At 62.9% G+C, this 14856-nt stretch carries 14 protein-coding genes and 1 other RNA gene; 12 read left to right on the top strand and 3 right to left on the bottom strand.

Annotated features, from left to right (window positions below; translation table 11 throughout):
* Nucleotides 1-9 precede the first annotated feature (9 nt).
* The 10 genes from VF673_RS00970 (at nucleotide 10) to VF673_RS01015 (ending at nucleotide 10459) form a co-directional block, all read left to right on the top strand.
* A complete protein-coding gene (locus VF673_RS00970; RefSeq protein ID WP_440290567.1) occupies nucleotides 10-1473 on the top strand; it encodes a flagellar hook protein FlgE in 1464 nt (487 codons plus the stop codon).
* A gap of 195 nt (nucleotides 1474-1668) precedes the next feature.
* Entirely contained in the window at nucleotides 1669-2406 is a 738-nt protein-coding gene (flgF, locus tag VF673_RS00975) for a flagellar basal-body rod protein FlgF (RefSeq protein ID WP_273127616.1), read from the top strand.
* 50 nt (nucleotides 2407-2456) lie between these two features.
* Nucleotides 2457-3242, top strand: coding sequence for a flagellar basal-body rod protein FlgG (flgG, locus tag VF673_RS00980; protein WP_090537897.1), 786 nt, complete (start codon nucleotides 2457-2459; stop codon nucleotides 3240-3242).
* A gap of 25 nt (nucleotides 3243-3267) precedes the next feature.
* Nucleotides 3268-3942 (top strand): flagellar basal body L-ring protein FlgH, encoded by a 675-nt coding sequence (gene flgH / locus VF673_RS00985; RefSeq protein ID WP_440290568.1) that lies wholly within the window; start codon nucleotides 3268-3270, stop codon nucleotides 3940-3942.
* A 16-nt stretch (nucleotides 3943-3958) separates the two neighbouring features.
* Complete coding sequence (locus VF673_RS00990) at nucleotides 3959-5056, top strand: flagellar basal body P-ring protein FlgI (protein WP_090537893.1); 1098 nt, start codon at nucleotides 3959-3961, stop codon at nucleotides 5054-5056.
* Nucleotides 5057-5067: 11 nt separating this feature from the next.
* A complete protein-coding gene (flgJ, locus tag VF673_RS00995) occupies nucleotides 5068-6153 on the top strand; it encodes a flagellar assembly peptidoglycan hydrolase FlgJ (protein WP_440290569.1) in 1086 nt (361 codons plus the stop codon).
* A 3-nt stretch (nucleotides 6154-6156) separates the two neighbouring features.
* Nucleotides 6157-8172 (top strand): flagellar hook-associated protein FlgK, encoded by a 2016-nt coding sequence (gene flgK / locus VF673_RS01000; RefSeq protein ID WP_440290570.1) that lies wholly within the window; start codon nucleotides 6157-6159, stop codon nucleotides 8170-8172.
* Between the two features lie 15 nt (nucleotides 8173-8187).
* Nucleotides 8188-9492, top strand: coding sequence for a flagellar hook-associated protein FlgL (flgL, locus tag VF673_RS01005; RefSeq protein ID WP_440290571.1), 1305 nt, complete (start codon nucleotides 8188-8190; stop codon nucleotides 9490-9492).
* Between the two features lie 107 nt (nucleotides 9493-9599).
* Complete coding sequence (locus VF673_RS01010) at nucleotides 9600-9911, top strand: ArsR/SmtB family transcription factor (RefSeq protein WP_090537885.1); 312 nt, start codon at nucleotides 9600-9602, stop codon at nucleotides 9909-9911.
* Nucleotides 9912-9931: 20 nt separating this feature from the next.
* Nucleotides 9932-10459: a rhodanese family protein gene (locus tag VF673_RS01015; protein WP_440290572.1), complete on the top strand. Its 528-nt coding sequence runs from the start codon at nucleotides 9932-9934 to the stop codon at nucleotides 10457-10459.
* Here VF673_RS01015 and cueR read toward each other — a convergent pair.
* The 3 genes from cueR to VF673_RS01030 are packed head-to-tail and all read right to left on the bottom strand — an operon-like array spanning nucleotide 10446 to nucleotide 12923.
* The gene (gene cueR, locus VF673_RS01020) at nucleotides 10446-10868 is read right to left on the bottom strand and encodes a Cu(I)-responsive transcriptional regulator (RefSeq protein ID WP_440290879.1); all 423 of its coding nucleotides are present in this window, start codon (nucleotides 10866-10868) and stop codon (nucleotides 10446-10448) included. The genes VF673_RS01015 and cueR overlap by 14 nt on opposite strands.
* A 42-nt stretch (nucleotides 10869-10910) precedes the next feature.
* Nucleotides 10911-12641, bottom strand: coding sequence for a potassium/proton antiporter (locus tag VF673_RS01025; protein ID WP_440290573.1), 1731 nt, complete (start codon nucleotides 12639-12641; stop codon nucleotides 10911-10913).
* Nucleotides 12642-12686: 45 nt separating this feature from the next.
* On the bottom strand, nucleotides 12687-12923 hold the full coding sequence (locus VF673_RS01030; RefSeq protein ID WP_440290574.1) for a DUF3820 family protein: 237 nt from the start codon (nucleotides 12921-12923) through the stop codon (nucleotides 12687-12689).
* 183 nt (nucleotides 12924-13106) lie between these two features.
* On the opposite strand from VF673_RS01030, the gene ffs reads away from it, so the two are divergent.
* An RNA gene (gene ffs, locus VF673_RS01035) (signal recognition particle sRNA small type) lies at nucleotides 13107-13203 on the top strand.
* A 205-nt stretch (nucleotides 13204-13408) separates the two neighbouring features.
* The gene (locus tag VF673_RS01040; RefSeq protein WP_440290575.1) at nucleotides 13409-14806 is read left to right on the top strand and encodes an alpha/beta fold hydrolase; all 1398 of its coding nucleotides are present in this window, start codon (nucleotides 13409-13411) and stop codon (nucleotides 14804-14806) included.
* Nucleotides 14807-14856 lie beyond the last annotated feature (50 nt).

Genomic DNA, 14856 nt, shown 5'->3' on the forward strand with positions numbered 1-14856 from the left:
AGTCTGATCATGTCATTCAATATTGGCCTCAGTGGTATCCGGGCGGCATCTTCCGATCTGAATATCACCGGTAACAACATCGCCAACGCCAGCACCGTCGGCTTCAAGGCTGCACGGGCCGAGTTCGGTGATGTCTACGCCGCCTCGATTCTGGGAACCGGAACAAATGCCCAGGGCAGTGGTGTGGTGCTCAACAACGTGGCGCAGATCTTTACCCAGGGCAATATCAACTACACCGAGAACAGCCTGGACCTGGCCATCAACGGCAACGGCTTCTTTGTCACCAGCAAGAACGGGGCGCTGAGCTACACCCGTGCCGGCTACTTTGGTACCGATCGCGAAGGCTTCATCGTCAACAACCAGGGCGAACGGTTGCAGGGCTATGGCGTCAACGCCGTGACCGGGCGCATCAATGAAGGGGTGCCCACGGACCTGCGGGTCGACACCAAGGCGGCCAACCCGAACCCGACCAGCGCGGTCAGCTCCACGCTGAACCTGAACTCCACCAGCGTGCGCCCGGCAGGTGCCCAGGCCGCCTATGACGCCGCTTATGCTACCGCCTACCAGACCGCCTATGACGACGCCTACGCGACTGCCATAGCCGGTGCCGCCGATCCGCTGAACCCTACCCCTGCCGAGATAGAGGCTGCCACTGCGGCAGCGGAGGCGGCAGGTGCGCAGGTGGCTTCCGCCGAGGCCGTTGTCGCGGCTACCCAGGCTTCGCGCGCGCAGTTCGATCCCGCGGACTCTTCCACCTACAACAGCTCGACTTCCGTCACCGTGTACGACAGCCTGGGCAACTCCCACGTCATGTCCAAGTACTTCGTCAAGACCGACGCCAACACCTGGGATATGCACATCCTGATCGATGGTCGCAATCTGGACGGTGTGCTGGCGACGGATCCCGCTTTCACCAGCACACCGCGGGAACTGGTGTTCAACAATGACGGTGTGCTGGTCGGTGGCCAGATCAACGAGATTGCCGGTTGGACCCCTCTGGATGCCAACGGTCAGCCGGCAGGTGCACAGGTGCAGGCATTCACCCTGAACCTGACCGGGTCTTCCCAGTACGCCTCCACCTTCGGAGTCACCTCGGTGGTGCAGGATGGCTTCACCACCGGTGAGCTGGCAGGTCTGGAGATTGATGATCGCGGCATGCTGGTGGCGCGTTATACCAACGGTCAGACCAGGACCCAGGGCCAGCTGGTACTGGCTACCTTCGCCAACCAGCAGGGGCTGGTGCCCCTGGGTGATACCGCCTGGGCCCAGTCCAGCGCCTCCGGGGAGCCCGTGGTCGGAGCCCCCGGCAGCGGAACCCTGGGACTGGTGCAGTCCGGCGCTCTGGAGCAGTCCAACGTCGATCTGTCGGAGATGCTGATCAACCTGATCGTTGCCCAGCGCAACTACCAGGCCAATGCCAAGACCATCCAGACCGAAGATGCGGTAACCCAGACCATCATCAACCTGCGCTGATCCCTCCCCCGGGCGGCAATAGCGGCAATGACCTTGCCGCTATTGCCGCTTCTGACGCTCTACCGGCTCCTAACTCATTGATTTGACGTCTCTGTTGGCTCCCTCCGGCTGTTGGCACGATCTCTGCTTGGTTATCTGCAAGGAAAATCAGATGCGGCAGATTTCCGTCAGGGATTGCCGGAGCGGAGTTACAGCATGGACAAATCACTCTTCATTTCCATGAGCGGAGCCAGCCAGAACATGCTGGCCCAGCGTGCCCACGCCAACAATCTGGCGAACGTGGCCACCACCGGCTTCCGCCGGGATTTCGAGCAGGCGCGTTCCATGCCGGTGTTCGGCGACAGTTTTCCGACGCGGGTCTATGCCATGACCGAACGTCCCGGCACTGACCTGTCGGCCGGCACGCTTCAGGAAACCGGGCGAGATCTGGACGTTGCCATCAATGGCGAAGGCTGGATTGCCGTGCAGGCGCCGGATGGCAGCGAGGCCTACACCCGGGCGGGTAGTCTGCAGATCGACCTGTTCGGCGTGCTGCGTACCAGCAGCGGCCTGCCGGTGCTGGGCAATGCCGGTCCCATTGCATTGCCGCCGGCGGACAAGGTTGAGATCGGCACCGACGGCACCATCAGTTTCCGAGCCCAGGGCGAGGCGCCGGCGGTACTGGCCGAGGTGGACCGGATCAAGCTGGTACGCCCGGAGCAGCGCATGATCAAGGGCGCCGACGGCCTCATGCGCACCGAGGACGGTCTGGCCCAGCCGGCGGACGGGGCCGTGACCCTGGTCACCGGTTTTCTGGAAGGCAGCAACGTCAATGCGGTAGAGGAGATGACCGCCATGCTGTCACTGGCGCGGCAGTTCGAACTGCACGTCAAGATGATGCGCACCGCGGAAGAGAACGCCCAGTCCACCAACAAGCTTCTGCAGATCAGCTAAGCGGATTTTCATCAGCCGGGTCAGGCCACTGACAGGCAAGGAGACAGCACATGCACGCAGCACTTTGGGTAAGCAAGACCGGACTGTCCGCCCAGGACACCATGCTCACCACCATTTCCAACAACCTGGCCAACGTGTCCACTACCGGCTTCAAGCGTGACCGGCCCGAGTTCGAGGACCTGCTGTATCAGATCAAGCGCCAGCCCGGTGCCCAGAGTACCCAGGACACCCAGTTGCCTTCGGGTCTGCAGCTGGGTACCGGTGTGCGTGTGGCCGGGACCCAGAAGATCTTCACTGCCGGCACCCTGCAGACCACCGAGCAGCCGCTGGACATGGCCATCAACGGCCGCGGCTTCTTCCAGATCCTGATGCCCGACGGCAACATCGGTTACACCCGTGATGGCAGCTTCCATCTGGATGCCGATGGCCGGATCGTCACCTCCAACGGCTACCCCCTGGAGCCGGGCATCGAGCTGCCGCAGGATGTGCAGACCTTTACCGTTGGTGAGGACGGCACCGTATCCATCTCGGTATTCGGTGACCCGGGCGTACAGCAGCTGGGCGTCATCCAGACCGCCGACTTCATCAACCCGGCCGGACTGCAGGCCATTGGAGGCAACCTGTTCCTGGAGACCGCCTCCAGTGGCGCTCCCCAGGTCGGCAACCCCGGTGAGAACGGCCTGGGTACCGTGCTGCAGAACACCCTGGAGAACTCCAACGTCAGCGTGGTCGAGGAGCTGGTGAACATGATCACTACCCAGCGCGCCTACGAGATGAACTCCAAGGTCATCTCCACCGCCGACCAGATGCTGCAATACATCAGCCAGAACCTGTGATGACGGGTTCGGGGAGTAGATGAGAATGAAAGCCCTGCGTGCCACCCTGATGCTGTTGAGCCTGTCGACCCTGGCCGCCTGCGTGCAGACCCCGCCCAAGCCGGACGATCCGGCTTATGCGCCGGTGATGCCACGCACGCCGATTCCCCAGGAGCTGAACAACGGCGCTATCTATCAGGCCGGCTTCGAGCGCAACCTCTATGAGGACCGCAAGGCCAACCGGGTGGGCGATGTCATCACCGTGGTGCTGACCGAGCGCATGGCGGCGCAGAAGAAGGCCGAGAACGAGATCAGCAAGGGCAGCAATACCAGCATTGCCAATCCCATGCTGTTCGGACGCGCGGGCATCGCCGGCATCAACACCGGTGTCGAGTTCGGCGGTGAACGTGGCTTCAATGGCGAGGCCGATGCGAACCAGAGCAACAGCCTGACCGGCTCCATCACGGTGACCGTGGCCGATGTGCTGCCCAATGGCCTGTTGGCAGTACGCGGCGAGAAATGGATCACGCTGAACAACGGTGACGAGCTGATCCGCCTCGCCGGCCTGATCCGCCCCGAGGATGTGGGCCCGGACAACTCGGTGCTCTCGACCCGGATTGCCGACGCGCGCATCACCTACTCGGGCACCGGGGCCTTTGCCAACGCCAGCAAGCCCGGCTGGCTGAGCCAGTTCTTCATGAGCCCGGTGTGGCCTTTCTAGGATCCAGGAGTCATCCATGCGCACATTGCTGATCTGTCTCTGCCTGGCCCTGGTAAGTCCGTGGGCGCAGGCCGAACGCCTGAAGGATATCGCCAGCATCGCCGGTATCCGCAGCAACCAGCTGATCGGCTACGGCCTGGTGGTCGGTCTGGATGGGTCCGGTGATCAGACCACGCAGACGCCGTTCACCGTGCAGACCTTCAACAACATGCTCACCGAGTTCGGCATCACGGTGCCGCCGGGGACCCGCATCCAGATGAAGAATGTGGCAGCGGTGGCCATCCACGCCGAGCTGCCACCCTTCGCCAGTCCCGGGCAGACCATCGACATTACCGTGTCCTCCATCGGTAACGCCAAGAGCCTGCGCGGTGGCAGCCTGCTGATGACGCCGCTCAAGGGCATCGATGGTCAGGTCTACGCCATTGCCCAGGGCAATCTGGTGGTCGGCGGCTTCGGTGCCGAAGGGGCTGACGGCTCGCGCATCACGGTCAACGTGCCCAGCGTCGGGCGGATTCCCAATGGTGCCACCGTGGAACGTGCGGTGGCCAACCCCTTCGCCAGTGGCGACCATCTGGTATTCAACCTGAACCGGCCGGACTTCACCACGGCCAAGCGGGTGGTGGACCAGATCAACAGTACCTTCGGGCCGGATGTGGCCCAGGCGCTGAACGCCGGTTCCATTCGCGTGCGCGCGCCGCTGGATCCCAACCAGAGGGTCGACTACCTGTCCATGGTCGAGAATCTGCAGATAGAGCAGGGCACCGCGGCGGCGCGGGTCGTCATCAATTCCCGTACCGGCACCATCGTCATCGGCCAGGACGTGCGGGTACAGCCGGCGGCAGTGACCCATGGCGGGCTGACCGTGACCATCAGCGAGAACTATCAGGTCAGCCAGCCCGAGCCCTTCAGTGGTGGCCAGACCGTGGTGACGCCCAGTTCCCAGGTCAGTATCGAGGAAGGGGACGGTCGCATGTTCGTGTTCAACCCGGGAGTATCGCTGGATGAGATCGTGCGTGCGGTCAACCAGGTAGGGGCCGCCCCCGGCGATCTGATGGCCATCCTCGAAGCGCTCAAGCAGGCCGGTGCGCTGAATGCCGACCTGATAGTGATCTGAGGAGTACTGACATGAACGGTCCGAGTCTCAGCTACACCGACCTCAACGCCATGGCCCAGATGAAGGCCGGCAGTCAGGCCGACAGTCCCGAGAACATGGAGCGGGTAGCCCGCCAGTTCGAGTCGCTGTTCCTCAATGTCATGCTCAAGAGCATGCGTGACGCCAACCAGGTGTTCGCCGAGGGTAACCCGCTGAACAGTCCCCAGACCCGCTTCTATCAGGACATGTACGACAATCAGATGGCGGTACACCTGGCGGAAAAACAGGGTATGGGTCTGGCGGACGTGATGCTGCGTCAGTTGCAGCCGAGCCAGGCCCGTCCGGCCCCGGCGGTCGGCGCGGTGGCGTCGGGCAGCGATGCCGGTGAGCGTGCGGACCAGTCCGCCCTGCTGGCGCGCCGCCGTCTGGCCATTCGTCTGGGTCATGGCGAGGCTGCCCTGGGTGGCAGCAGTACAGCCGAGGCTCCGGCAGCTGCTGCCCGCGACGCGGCTCCGGCGACCCGCACCGAGCCCTCGGCCAGCTGGCAGCCCCTGCGCGGCCTGCGCGCCGCCGAGCGCAGCCAGGCGGCGCAAGCCGCTGCGCCGACCCGCTTCAACAGTCCGGAGGAATTCGCCGCGGCCATGCTGCCAATGGCGGAGAAGGCCGCCTCGCGACTGGGCGTGGACCCGCATTACCTGGTGGCCCAGGCCGCGCTGGAAACCGGTTGGGGCAAGTCCATCATCCGCAACGGTGATGGCAGCACCAGCTACAACCTGTTCGGCATCAAGAGTCACGGCCAGTGGCAGGGCGACTCGGCCGAGGTGCTGACCACCGAATACCGTGACGGGGTGCAGCGCAAGGAGCGGGCCGAGTTCCGCAGTTACGCCTCCTACGAGGAGAGCTTCAACGACTATGTGGACTTCCTGCATCGCAACGGTCGTTATTCCCGGGCGCTGCAACGCACGGACAATGGCGATACTTTCTTCCGTGAGCTGCAGGCGGCCGGTTACGCCACCGACCCTCGCTACGCCAGCAAGGTATCGCAGATCGCCCGCAAGCTGATCGGCCAGAACATTGCAGCCGCCAGCCAGGCGCCGGACAACCAGGGTAGGGTGTAAGTCATGGCAGACCTGTTCAAAATCGGCCTGAGCGGGCTGCGCGCAGCCCAGACCAACCTGTCGGTCACCGGCCAGAACATCACCAATGTCAACACGCCGGGCTACACCCGGCAGACCGCTGTTCAGACCACCAGTCCCGCCGCCTTCACCGGCGCGGGCTATCTGGGCAGCGGCACCAAGGTGGTGGATATCCAGCGTATCTACAACCAGTTCCTGACCAACCAGGTACGCACCACCACCTCGGCGGCAGCGGCGAACCAGGCCTACAACGCCCAGATCGAGGCACTGAACAACACCCTCTCGAGTACCGCATCGGGCATCACCGATGCCATGAAGAACTACTTCTATGCCCTGCAGACCGCCATCGAAGATCCCGCCAGCCTGCCTGCTCGCCAGCTGTTCCTGTCCGAGGCGCAGGGGCTGGCCGGGCGCTTCAACTCGGCCCAGGATCAGCTGTCGGCCCAGAACCGCTTCATCAACGAAGAGTTGACCTCGATAGCGCAGCAGGTCACCCGCCTGGCCAGTTCCGTGGCCGGCTACAACGACGCGATTGCCAAGGCAGCTGCCAACGGCGCCATGCCCAATGACCTGCTGGATGCCCGGGATGAAGCGATCCGCGAGCTGAGCAGCTATGTCGGCGTCAATGTGGTGCCCCAGGATGACCACAGCGTCAATCTGTTCATCGGTTCCGGTCAGCCCCTGGTCATCGGCAAGGAAGCATCCAGCCTGCAGACCTTGCCGGGGCTGGATGATCCCTCGCGGCTCGAACTGCATGTGGTCAGCGGGCATACCGCCCAGAATGTGACCAGCCTGCTGAGTGGCGGGGAGCTGGGCGGGCTGCTGAGCTATCGCCGGGACGTGCTGGACATGGCGCAGAACGCCCTGGGGCGGATGTCGCTGGCATTGGCCAGCGAGTTCAATCAGCAGCTGGGCAAGGGGCTGGACCTCAACAGCGAGCTTGGCCGCGGGCTGTTCAATGACATCAATGCCGATGCGCTGGTGGAGCCGCGCAGCCGCGGGCGGGATGGAAACCAGTCCACCGACCCCTTGACGGTGCACATCGGCGACACCAGCCAGCTGCAGACCTCGGATTATGAACTGACCTTCATCGGTGACACGGAGTTCAGGGTGCGCCGGGTCAGTGACGGTCAGATGCTGGGGCCCTTCGATCTGAGCGTGACGGATGAGAGTGCGCCCGGTTACCCGGCCTTCGACGGACTGGATCTGAGCCAGAGCAACGGTAGCTATATCGAGGGCGACCGGTATCTGCTGACCCCGACACGCCACGCAGCGGGCAGCCTGTCGGTGGTAATGACGGATCCGCGTCAGCTGGCCTTTGCGGGACCTGTGGCAGTGGAGGCCGATCTGCAGAACCGGGGCACCGGCAGCATGACCCAGCCGGTGCTCAACAGCGGGCCCGAGCCCATGGACCTGCAGGCGTTGCAGGCGATGGGCGTGACCCTGACCTACGTCAACGGCACCCTGAGCATCGAAAGTACGGCAACTCCGCCGCGGACCATTGAAATACTGAACCCGACCGACCCGGCCAATCCCGGGGCATGGAGTCTGGAGGCAGGCGCGACCGCCGAGCTGCAGTGGAGCATAGACGGTTACAGCTTCAGCATGAGCATTTCCGGCAGACCGCTGGACGGGGACAGTTTTGCCGTCAGCTTCAACGAGGGGGGCGTGGCGGACAATCGCAACGCCTTGCTGATGTCCGAACTCCAGAGTCGCCAGGTTCTGGGGCAGGCCGACGGGGCTCGCGGCTTCTCCCTGCTGGATGGCTACGGTGATCTGGTTCAGCGGGTAGCGACACTGACCGCCCAGTCCCGTACCGAAGCCGAGGCCAATCAGGCCATGCTGGTGCAGGCGACCAATCAGCGCAACTCGATATCGGCAGTGAATCTGGACGAAGAGGCAGCCAACCTGATCCAGTTCGAGCAGTACTACAACGCCTCCGCACAGATAATTCAAGTTGCGCGCACCGTGTTCGATACATTGATCAGCACCATGCGCTGAAGGGGATAGACCGGCATGCGTATTTCTACCATTCAGGCATTCAACACCAGTGTGCGCGGCATTCAGGATAACTATTCCGCGGCCATGCGTACCCAGGAGCAGATCAGCTCCGGCAAGCGGCTGCTGAGTCCGGCGGACGACCCGGTGGCTTCCGTGCGCCTGCTGCAACTGGATCAGGAAGCCAGCAAACTGAGTCAGTACAAGGACAACCTCACGGCAGCGACCAACAGCCTCACCCAGCAGGAAGCGGTGCTGAATTCGGTGAACAATATCCTGCAGCGGGTGCGGGAAATTGCCCTGAGCGCGGGTAATGGCGCGCTGGATGCCGGCGGCCGACAGGCGCTGGCCCAGGAGCTGGCGGAACGGGAAGATGAACTCTATGGCTTGCTGAACAGCCAGAACGCGCGCGGGGAGTATCTGTTCGGCGGGTTCAAGAGTGACGCCAGGCCCTTTGAACGTCAGGCCGATGGCAGCTATCGCTATCAGGGCGACGAGGGGCAGCGGTCGATCCAGATCGGCAGCTCCAGGATGGTGGCTATCAATGATAATGGCAAGGAGCTGTTTGTTGACGTGCCCAATGCCTCCCGCCTGGAGATGGCGGCGAGTTCCCGGGAGGGCTATATCGCTCAGGCCGGGGTGGTGGATGAGGCGGCCCTGTACCCGGGTGCGGGCTTCCGGGTAACCATCCATCGGGAAGCAACAGATCCATCCCTTCCGGAAGATGCAGAGACCAACCCGGTTATCGACAAGTATTCGATTACCAATGCGGACGGAAGCCCGGTTCTGGACGACAATGGCGATCCTGTCCCGGACTACACCGATGCTGACGGCAACCCGCTCAGACTGGCGCTGGAGCCCAACGCCGACGGGAATTATGACATCAGCTATGCCGGCATGACGGTCACCTTGAGTGGAGACCTCGCCGCCGATGATCATTTCACTGTCGGCCATCGGGAAAAGCAGGGTGTGCTCGATACCGTGCGCCAGCTACGCCAGGTGCTGGAGAACCCGGGGGACGCCGGCACCGACAGGCAGCGGTTGGCCGTTGCACTGTCGTTCAGCCTGCAGAACATCGACAACGCCATAGGGCAGGTCGATGGCGTGCGCACCAGCCTCGGTGCCCGTCTCAACGTGATCGAGTCGACCCAGCTGGAGAACGACGAGGCCACACTGATCAACACCCAGGTGCAATCAGGACTGAAGGATCTGGATTATGCCGAGGCCCTGAGTCGACTGAGCATGCAGAGCATAGTGCTTCAGGCGGCCCAGCAGACCTTCGTCAAGACCAGCAATCTGAGTCTGTTCAACTTTCTGCGCTGAACTTTCCCGGCCCTGGGGTAGACTATCCCCGGACTCCAGGGCTCCGGCAGGGCTTTGATTTTCCTTAACATTAGATTATTCTAATTTAGTTTATTGAGAAGCAGATCATGTCATTGAGTGCAGAGGACATCGAGCAGTTCGCTGAAGGGGCAGCGCGTGCCGCAGCACTGCTCAAGGCGGTGGGTAATGAGCACCGCCTGCTGGTGCTGTGCCTGCTGGTCGCCCACGGTGAGCTGACCGTAGGGGAGTTGCTGCAGCGCATACCACTGAGCCAGTCGGCCCTGTCCCAGCACCTTGCGCGCATGCGGGAAGAGGGGCTGGTGGCTTTCCGGCGCGAGTCCCAGACGCTGTACTATCGCATCGCCGACCCGAGGGTCGAACGCTTGCTGGGTACCCTCAAGGAGATGTTCTGCCCCTGACACTACAGGAGGGAATGTTGATGTCTCTGAAATCCGTTTCGCCGCAGGCGGCCAGGCAATTGCTGGACGCCGGGGCTGTACTGGTGGATATCCGCGGTGCGGATGAGTATGCCCGGGAGCATATCCGTGGTGCGCGACACCTTTCGCTCGATCAGCTGAATGCTGCCGGCACCGAGCTGGTCGGCAGCAAGGCCGTCATCTTCCACTGCCGGGGCGGTCAGCGCACCCGCATGAACGAGGCCCGATTGGCCGGCTGCGTCAGCTGTGAGGCGTACATGCTCGAAGGGGGCATTGATGCCTGGAAGGCGGAGGGTCTGGAAGTGGAAAAGGACCCGGCGCAGCCGCTGGAGCTGCAGCGGCAGGTGATGATCGCCGCCGGCAGCCTGGTGCTGCTGGGCGTGCTGCTGGGCTACGCCCTGTCGCCCTGGTTGTTTCTGTTGTCGGGATTCGTCGGCGCCGGGCTGATCTTTGCGGGTATCAGCGGATTCTGCGGCATGGCCCTGTTGCTGCAGCGCATGCCCTGGAACAGGCGCCTCAATCAGACCTGAGCGAGCCGTCCGGCAGCGGCTGGTCATCGGCCAGCCGTTCGAGAATCGGACAGTCCGGGCGGTCATCGCCCAGACAGCAGCTGGCCAGCTCCGCCAGGCTGGCGTGCATGGCCTGCAGGCCGGCGATCTTCTCCTCCAGCTCCTGCAGGTGCTGGCGGGCCAGCTGTTTGACTACGGCGCTGCTGCGCCCTCGATCCTGCCACAGCGCCAGCAGCTGACCTATCTGCTCAATGGAAAACCCCAGGCTGCGTGCGCGCTGGATGAAGCGCAGGGTATGGATATCCTGCTCGTCAAACAGGCGGTAGCCCGACGCGGTACGACGGGTGCTGCGCAGCAGTCCTATCTTTTCGTAATGCCGGATCATTCTCGGTGTCAGACCGGTGGTCGTCGCTGCCTGGCTGATGTTCATCATGTCGGTTGCTCCGGCTGTGCAGGGGCGCTGCAGGGAAAGCTAATTTTCAGCCTGGCGGGTCAGCTTCAGGCCGATCTTCTGGATCCAGCCGTCCTCCATCTCGGCCACTACCCAGGTCAGCCCATGCCAGACGATGCTGTCACCGATATCGGGGAAGCCATCGAACTGTCTTACGAAGAGTTCCGCCAGGCTCATCTCGGCCATATCCTCGGGCAGCTCGAAATTATACACCTGGGCCACATCCCTTATCCGGGCGCCGCCGTCCAGAATGAAGTCGCCGAAGAACTGACGGTTGTTCAGGTGCTGCCGGGTGGAGGTGGTGCTGAACAGGCGTGACAGCGCCGGCAGATCCCGACCACGTCCGACTACACAGAGAACATCATTGAGCTCCAGTCGGGTGCTGCCGGAGGGGTGAAGCAGTTTTCGCTGGCGGAACACTGCTGCGATACGGGTATCAGGCGGCATCTTCAGCGAGCGCAGCTGGGTCCCCACGCACCAGTTGGTTTGGGACAGCTGGTAGACCATGAGTTCATAGTCGCTTTCCACAATGACGTCCAGACTGGTGCGATACAGCGGTTCGGGGGTCGGAGGTATTTCCACCTTGCACAGCCGGGCGGCCAGCGGCAGGCTGGCGCCTTGCAGCAGAAGAGACAGCAACACCACGATGAAGGCGACGTTGAACAGCAGCTGGGCCTGTTCCAGCCCGGCTACCAGCGGAAAGATCGCCAGCATCACCGGGACGGCTCCACGCAACCCCACCCAGCTGATGAACAGCCGCTCCATGGTGGAGAACCGGAAGGGCGCCAGGCACACCAGAACCGCCACCGGCCGCGCCACCAGTATGAGGAACACCGCCACCGCCAGTGCCGGCACTGCCACCTCCAGCATGGCCGAAGGGCTGACCAGCAGCCCGAGCATCAGGAACAGACCGATCTGGCTCAGCCAGGCCATGCCGTCCTGCATGTGAAGGATGTTCTGCAGGCTACGCAGGCGCTTGTTGCCCAGCACCAGGCCGGTTACGAAGATCGCCAGAAAGCCGCTGCCGCCGAGGATGTTGGTCAGAGCGAATACCAGCACTGCGCCGCTGGTGATCAGCAGCGGATACAGGCCGCCCTCCAGGGTCATGCGGTTGACCAGCCAGACGATGGCCAGACCGCCGCCCAGACCACACAGGCCGCCGATGCCGAACTGCTGAACCAGAAGACCGAGAAACGACCAGCTGAAGGCGGTCTGGCCGTCGGCAAGCATCTCCACCAGGGTGATGGTAAGGAAGATTGCCATGGGGTCGTTGGAGGCCGACTCCATCTCCAGGGTGGCACTGACCCGGCGCTTGAGATTCAGCCCCTTGCCCTGCAGCAGGGAGAATACCGCAGCAGCGTCGGTGGAGCCGACAATGGACCCCAGAAGCAGACCTTCCAACCAGTGCAGATCCAGCAACCAGGCCGCGAACAGACCGGCTAGCAAGGCGCTGATGAGCACGCCGAAGCTGGCCAAGGTCAGCGACGGCCAGAGTGCCACCTTGAAGTTCTCGGCCCGGGTGCGCATACCCCCGTCCAGCAGGATGATCGCCAGCGCCAGGCTGCCGAGGACATAGACGGTGTCGACGTTATCGAAGGCGATCCCACCCGGGCCTTCCTCACCGGCGAGCATGCCCACCACCAGAAAAAGCAGGAGCAGAGGGATTCCCAGCCGGGAAGACATGGAACTGGCCAGAATGCTGATGGACAGCAGTCCGGCGCAGATTACGAAAAGGGTGTTCATTACATCCATGGGGGCTGAGCTCTGAGTGGTCGTTGGGCCGTCCTGACGGCACTGTTACGGCTGTTGGGGGCGAATCCGAGGCGGCCGGCGCAATGGCTCCAGCAGGGCTGACAGACCGTTGTGATCTATCTCCTGCATCAGCTGCAGCAGTCGACCTGTCTCGCCGGCAGGAAAGCCCTCCCGAGCAAACCAGTTCAGATAGTGGCCGGGCAGGTCGGCGATCAGCCGGCCCTTGTATTTGCCGAAGGGCATCTGGCGGGTAACCAGCAGTTGCAGATCTTCAGGTCGCATGAAAGGCCTCTGGCAGGTGGTGCCGGGAGATTATACCGGCGTCGGACGGCCAGCGCTCGTCGGCCGCGTGATTGCAGATCCCGCACCTGCCGGTTTGGTTACATAAGAAGAATCGGCTTGTAAGTTACGGGCAAGCCGTTACAATAGCGCGGCCCGCATCAGTCGGGTTCGTTATGGCGACCCTGTCGGTCCCCTCGCAACGATTCGCCGTGAACCCGGTCAGGCCCGGAAGGGAGCAGCCGTAGCGGTACCGTCGTGTGCCGGGGTGTGGCTGGCAGGGTTGCCACCCTTGTTCCCCCCCCTCTGTTGTTTTGCATTGGTCACCCCTTTCTTCGGATTCTGCCCGGCGCCCAGCCGGTCACAGAGCATTCTGCGTCTTTCGGTTGTGATGATACATTTCTGCTGTTTGCACAATGGTGCTTCAGCATCCAGAATCATCCTGCTGGAATACTCCAGCCAAATAACAACAAGAAGAGGACATTTTCATGAGAAGTACCGCATACCTGCGTGGCGCCGGACTCGTTCTGGGTCTTGGCATGGCAACGCTGCTGGCCGGCTGCCTGAGTGGTTCCGGCTCCAGTTCGGGGAGTGGACTGCTGCCTGGGCCGTCCATGCCGGACATACCCGAGGAGCGGGTTCTGCCATTGATCTTCGTGCATGGTACCGCCGGCTCGGCATCCCAGTACCAGACCCAGGCCATGCGCTTTTCCAGCAACGGTTATCCTGACGATCACGTTCTGGCCTTCGAGTACAGCACTGCAGGTATCGGCGAGGTGACGTGGGCGCTGACCGGTGAACTGAGTCCGGATCTGGACGCCTTCATCGACCAGGTGCTGAGTGATCTGGACGCTGACCAGGTCTATCTCGCCTGTCACTCGCTCGGTACTGCGGTATGTGGCTACTACCTGACTGATCCCGCGCGCGCCGCCAAGGTCGCCGGCTATGTCGCCATTGATGGCGCCACCGGCGAGAACTGCCCCGGTAACTCCAACTGCATGGGCATCTTTGTCAGCGAGGAGCGGCGCCTGGGCTCCAACAATGCCTACTTCCCGGATGAGACCCACGTTCAGGTGGCAACATCGGAAGCCTCCTTCGCTGCCCAGTTCGAATTCTTCACCGGGGTCGAGCCCGAGCGCGTGCGCATTCTGCCCGCCCGCGGTGATGCGAATATTTCCGGACGGGCGGTGTACTTCCCGGCCAACAGCGGTGCCGCCGGTACTGAGCTGCAGATCTGGGAAGTGGATGCGGATACCGGGGAGCGGCTCGGAGACAGTTCGCTGGCCAACTTCAATATAGGCACCGACGGTCGCTGGGGACCGGTCCGTCTCGACCCGGAGGCGCACTATGAATTCCTGCTGCTGCGCCCGGGCAGGGCCGATCATCACTTCTACCGCCAGCCGCTGATCCGTGACAGTCATCTGGTGCGGCTCAATACCTCGCCGGCGGGGTCCGAGATCGAGCTCAATACCCATGTCAGCGATGACCATGCCGCGCTGGTCATCAGTCGGGACATGGAATGGTGGGGCGACCGGGGTGCGGACAATGATGTGCTGGAAATCTCCACCACCAGCGCCTCCGGCGATCAGGCCGCCGTGGATATCATCAGCAGTGCCATGGGCAGCGCCAATATCGGCATCCATGTGCATGATGATGAGGCCACACCGCTGCTGACCAGTGGCGAGCCGCTGCCGTACTTCCCGGACCAGCCGTTCCAGTGGGGTGTGGATGTCTACATGCCCGCCGCTGAGCCGCCGGATGGCACCATCTCGATTGTCAGCTCGCCCCGCGGCGACACGGCCAATCAGCAGATACTGAACGTGCCCAACTGGGCCTCCTCGGGTCACCGCATATCGCTGATCTTCAACGACTACCAGCAGGACTGAGCGGGCCGGGGCCCGGTGGCGTGCATCTCGCCTTCACCGGGCCCTTTAAG

It is taken from the genome of Halopseudomonas sp. Lyrl_26, from assembly GCF_051948695.1.
In the GTDB taxonomy this organism is placed as follows: Bacteria; Pseudomonadota; Gammaproteobacteria; order Pseudomonadales; family Pseudomonadaceae; genus Halopseudomonas; species Halopseudomonas formosensis.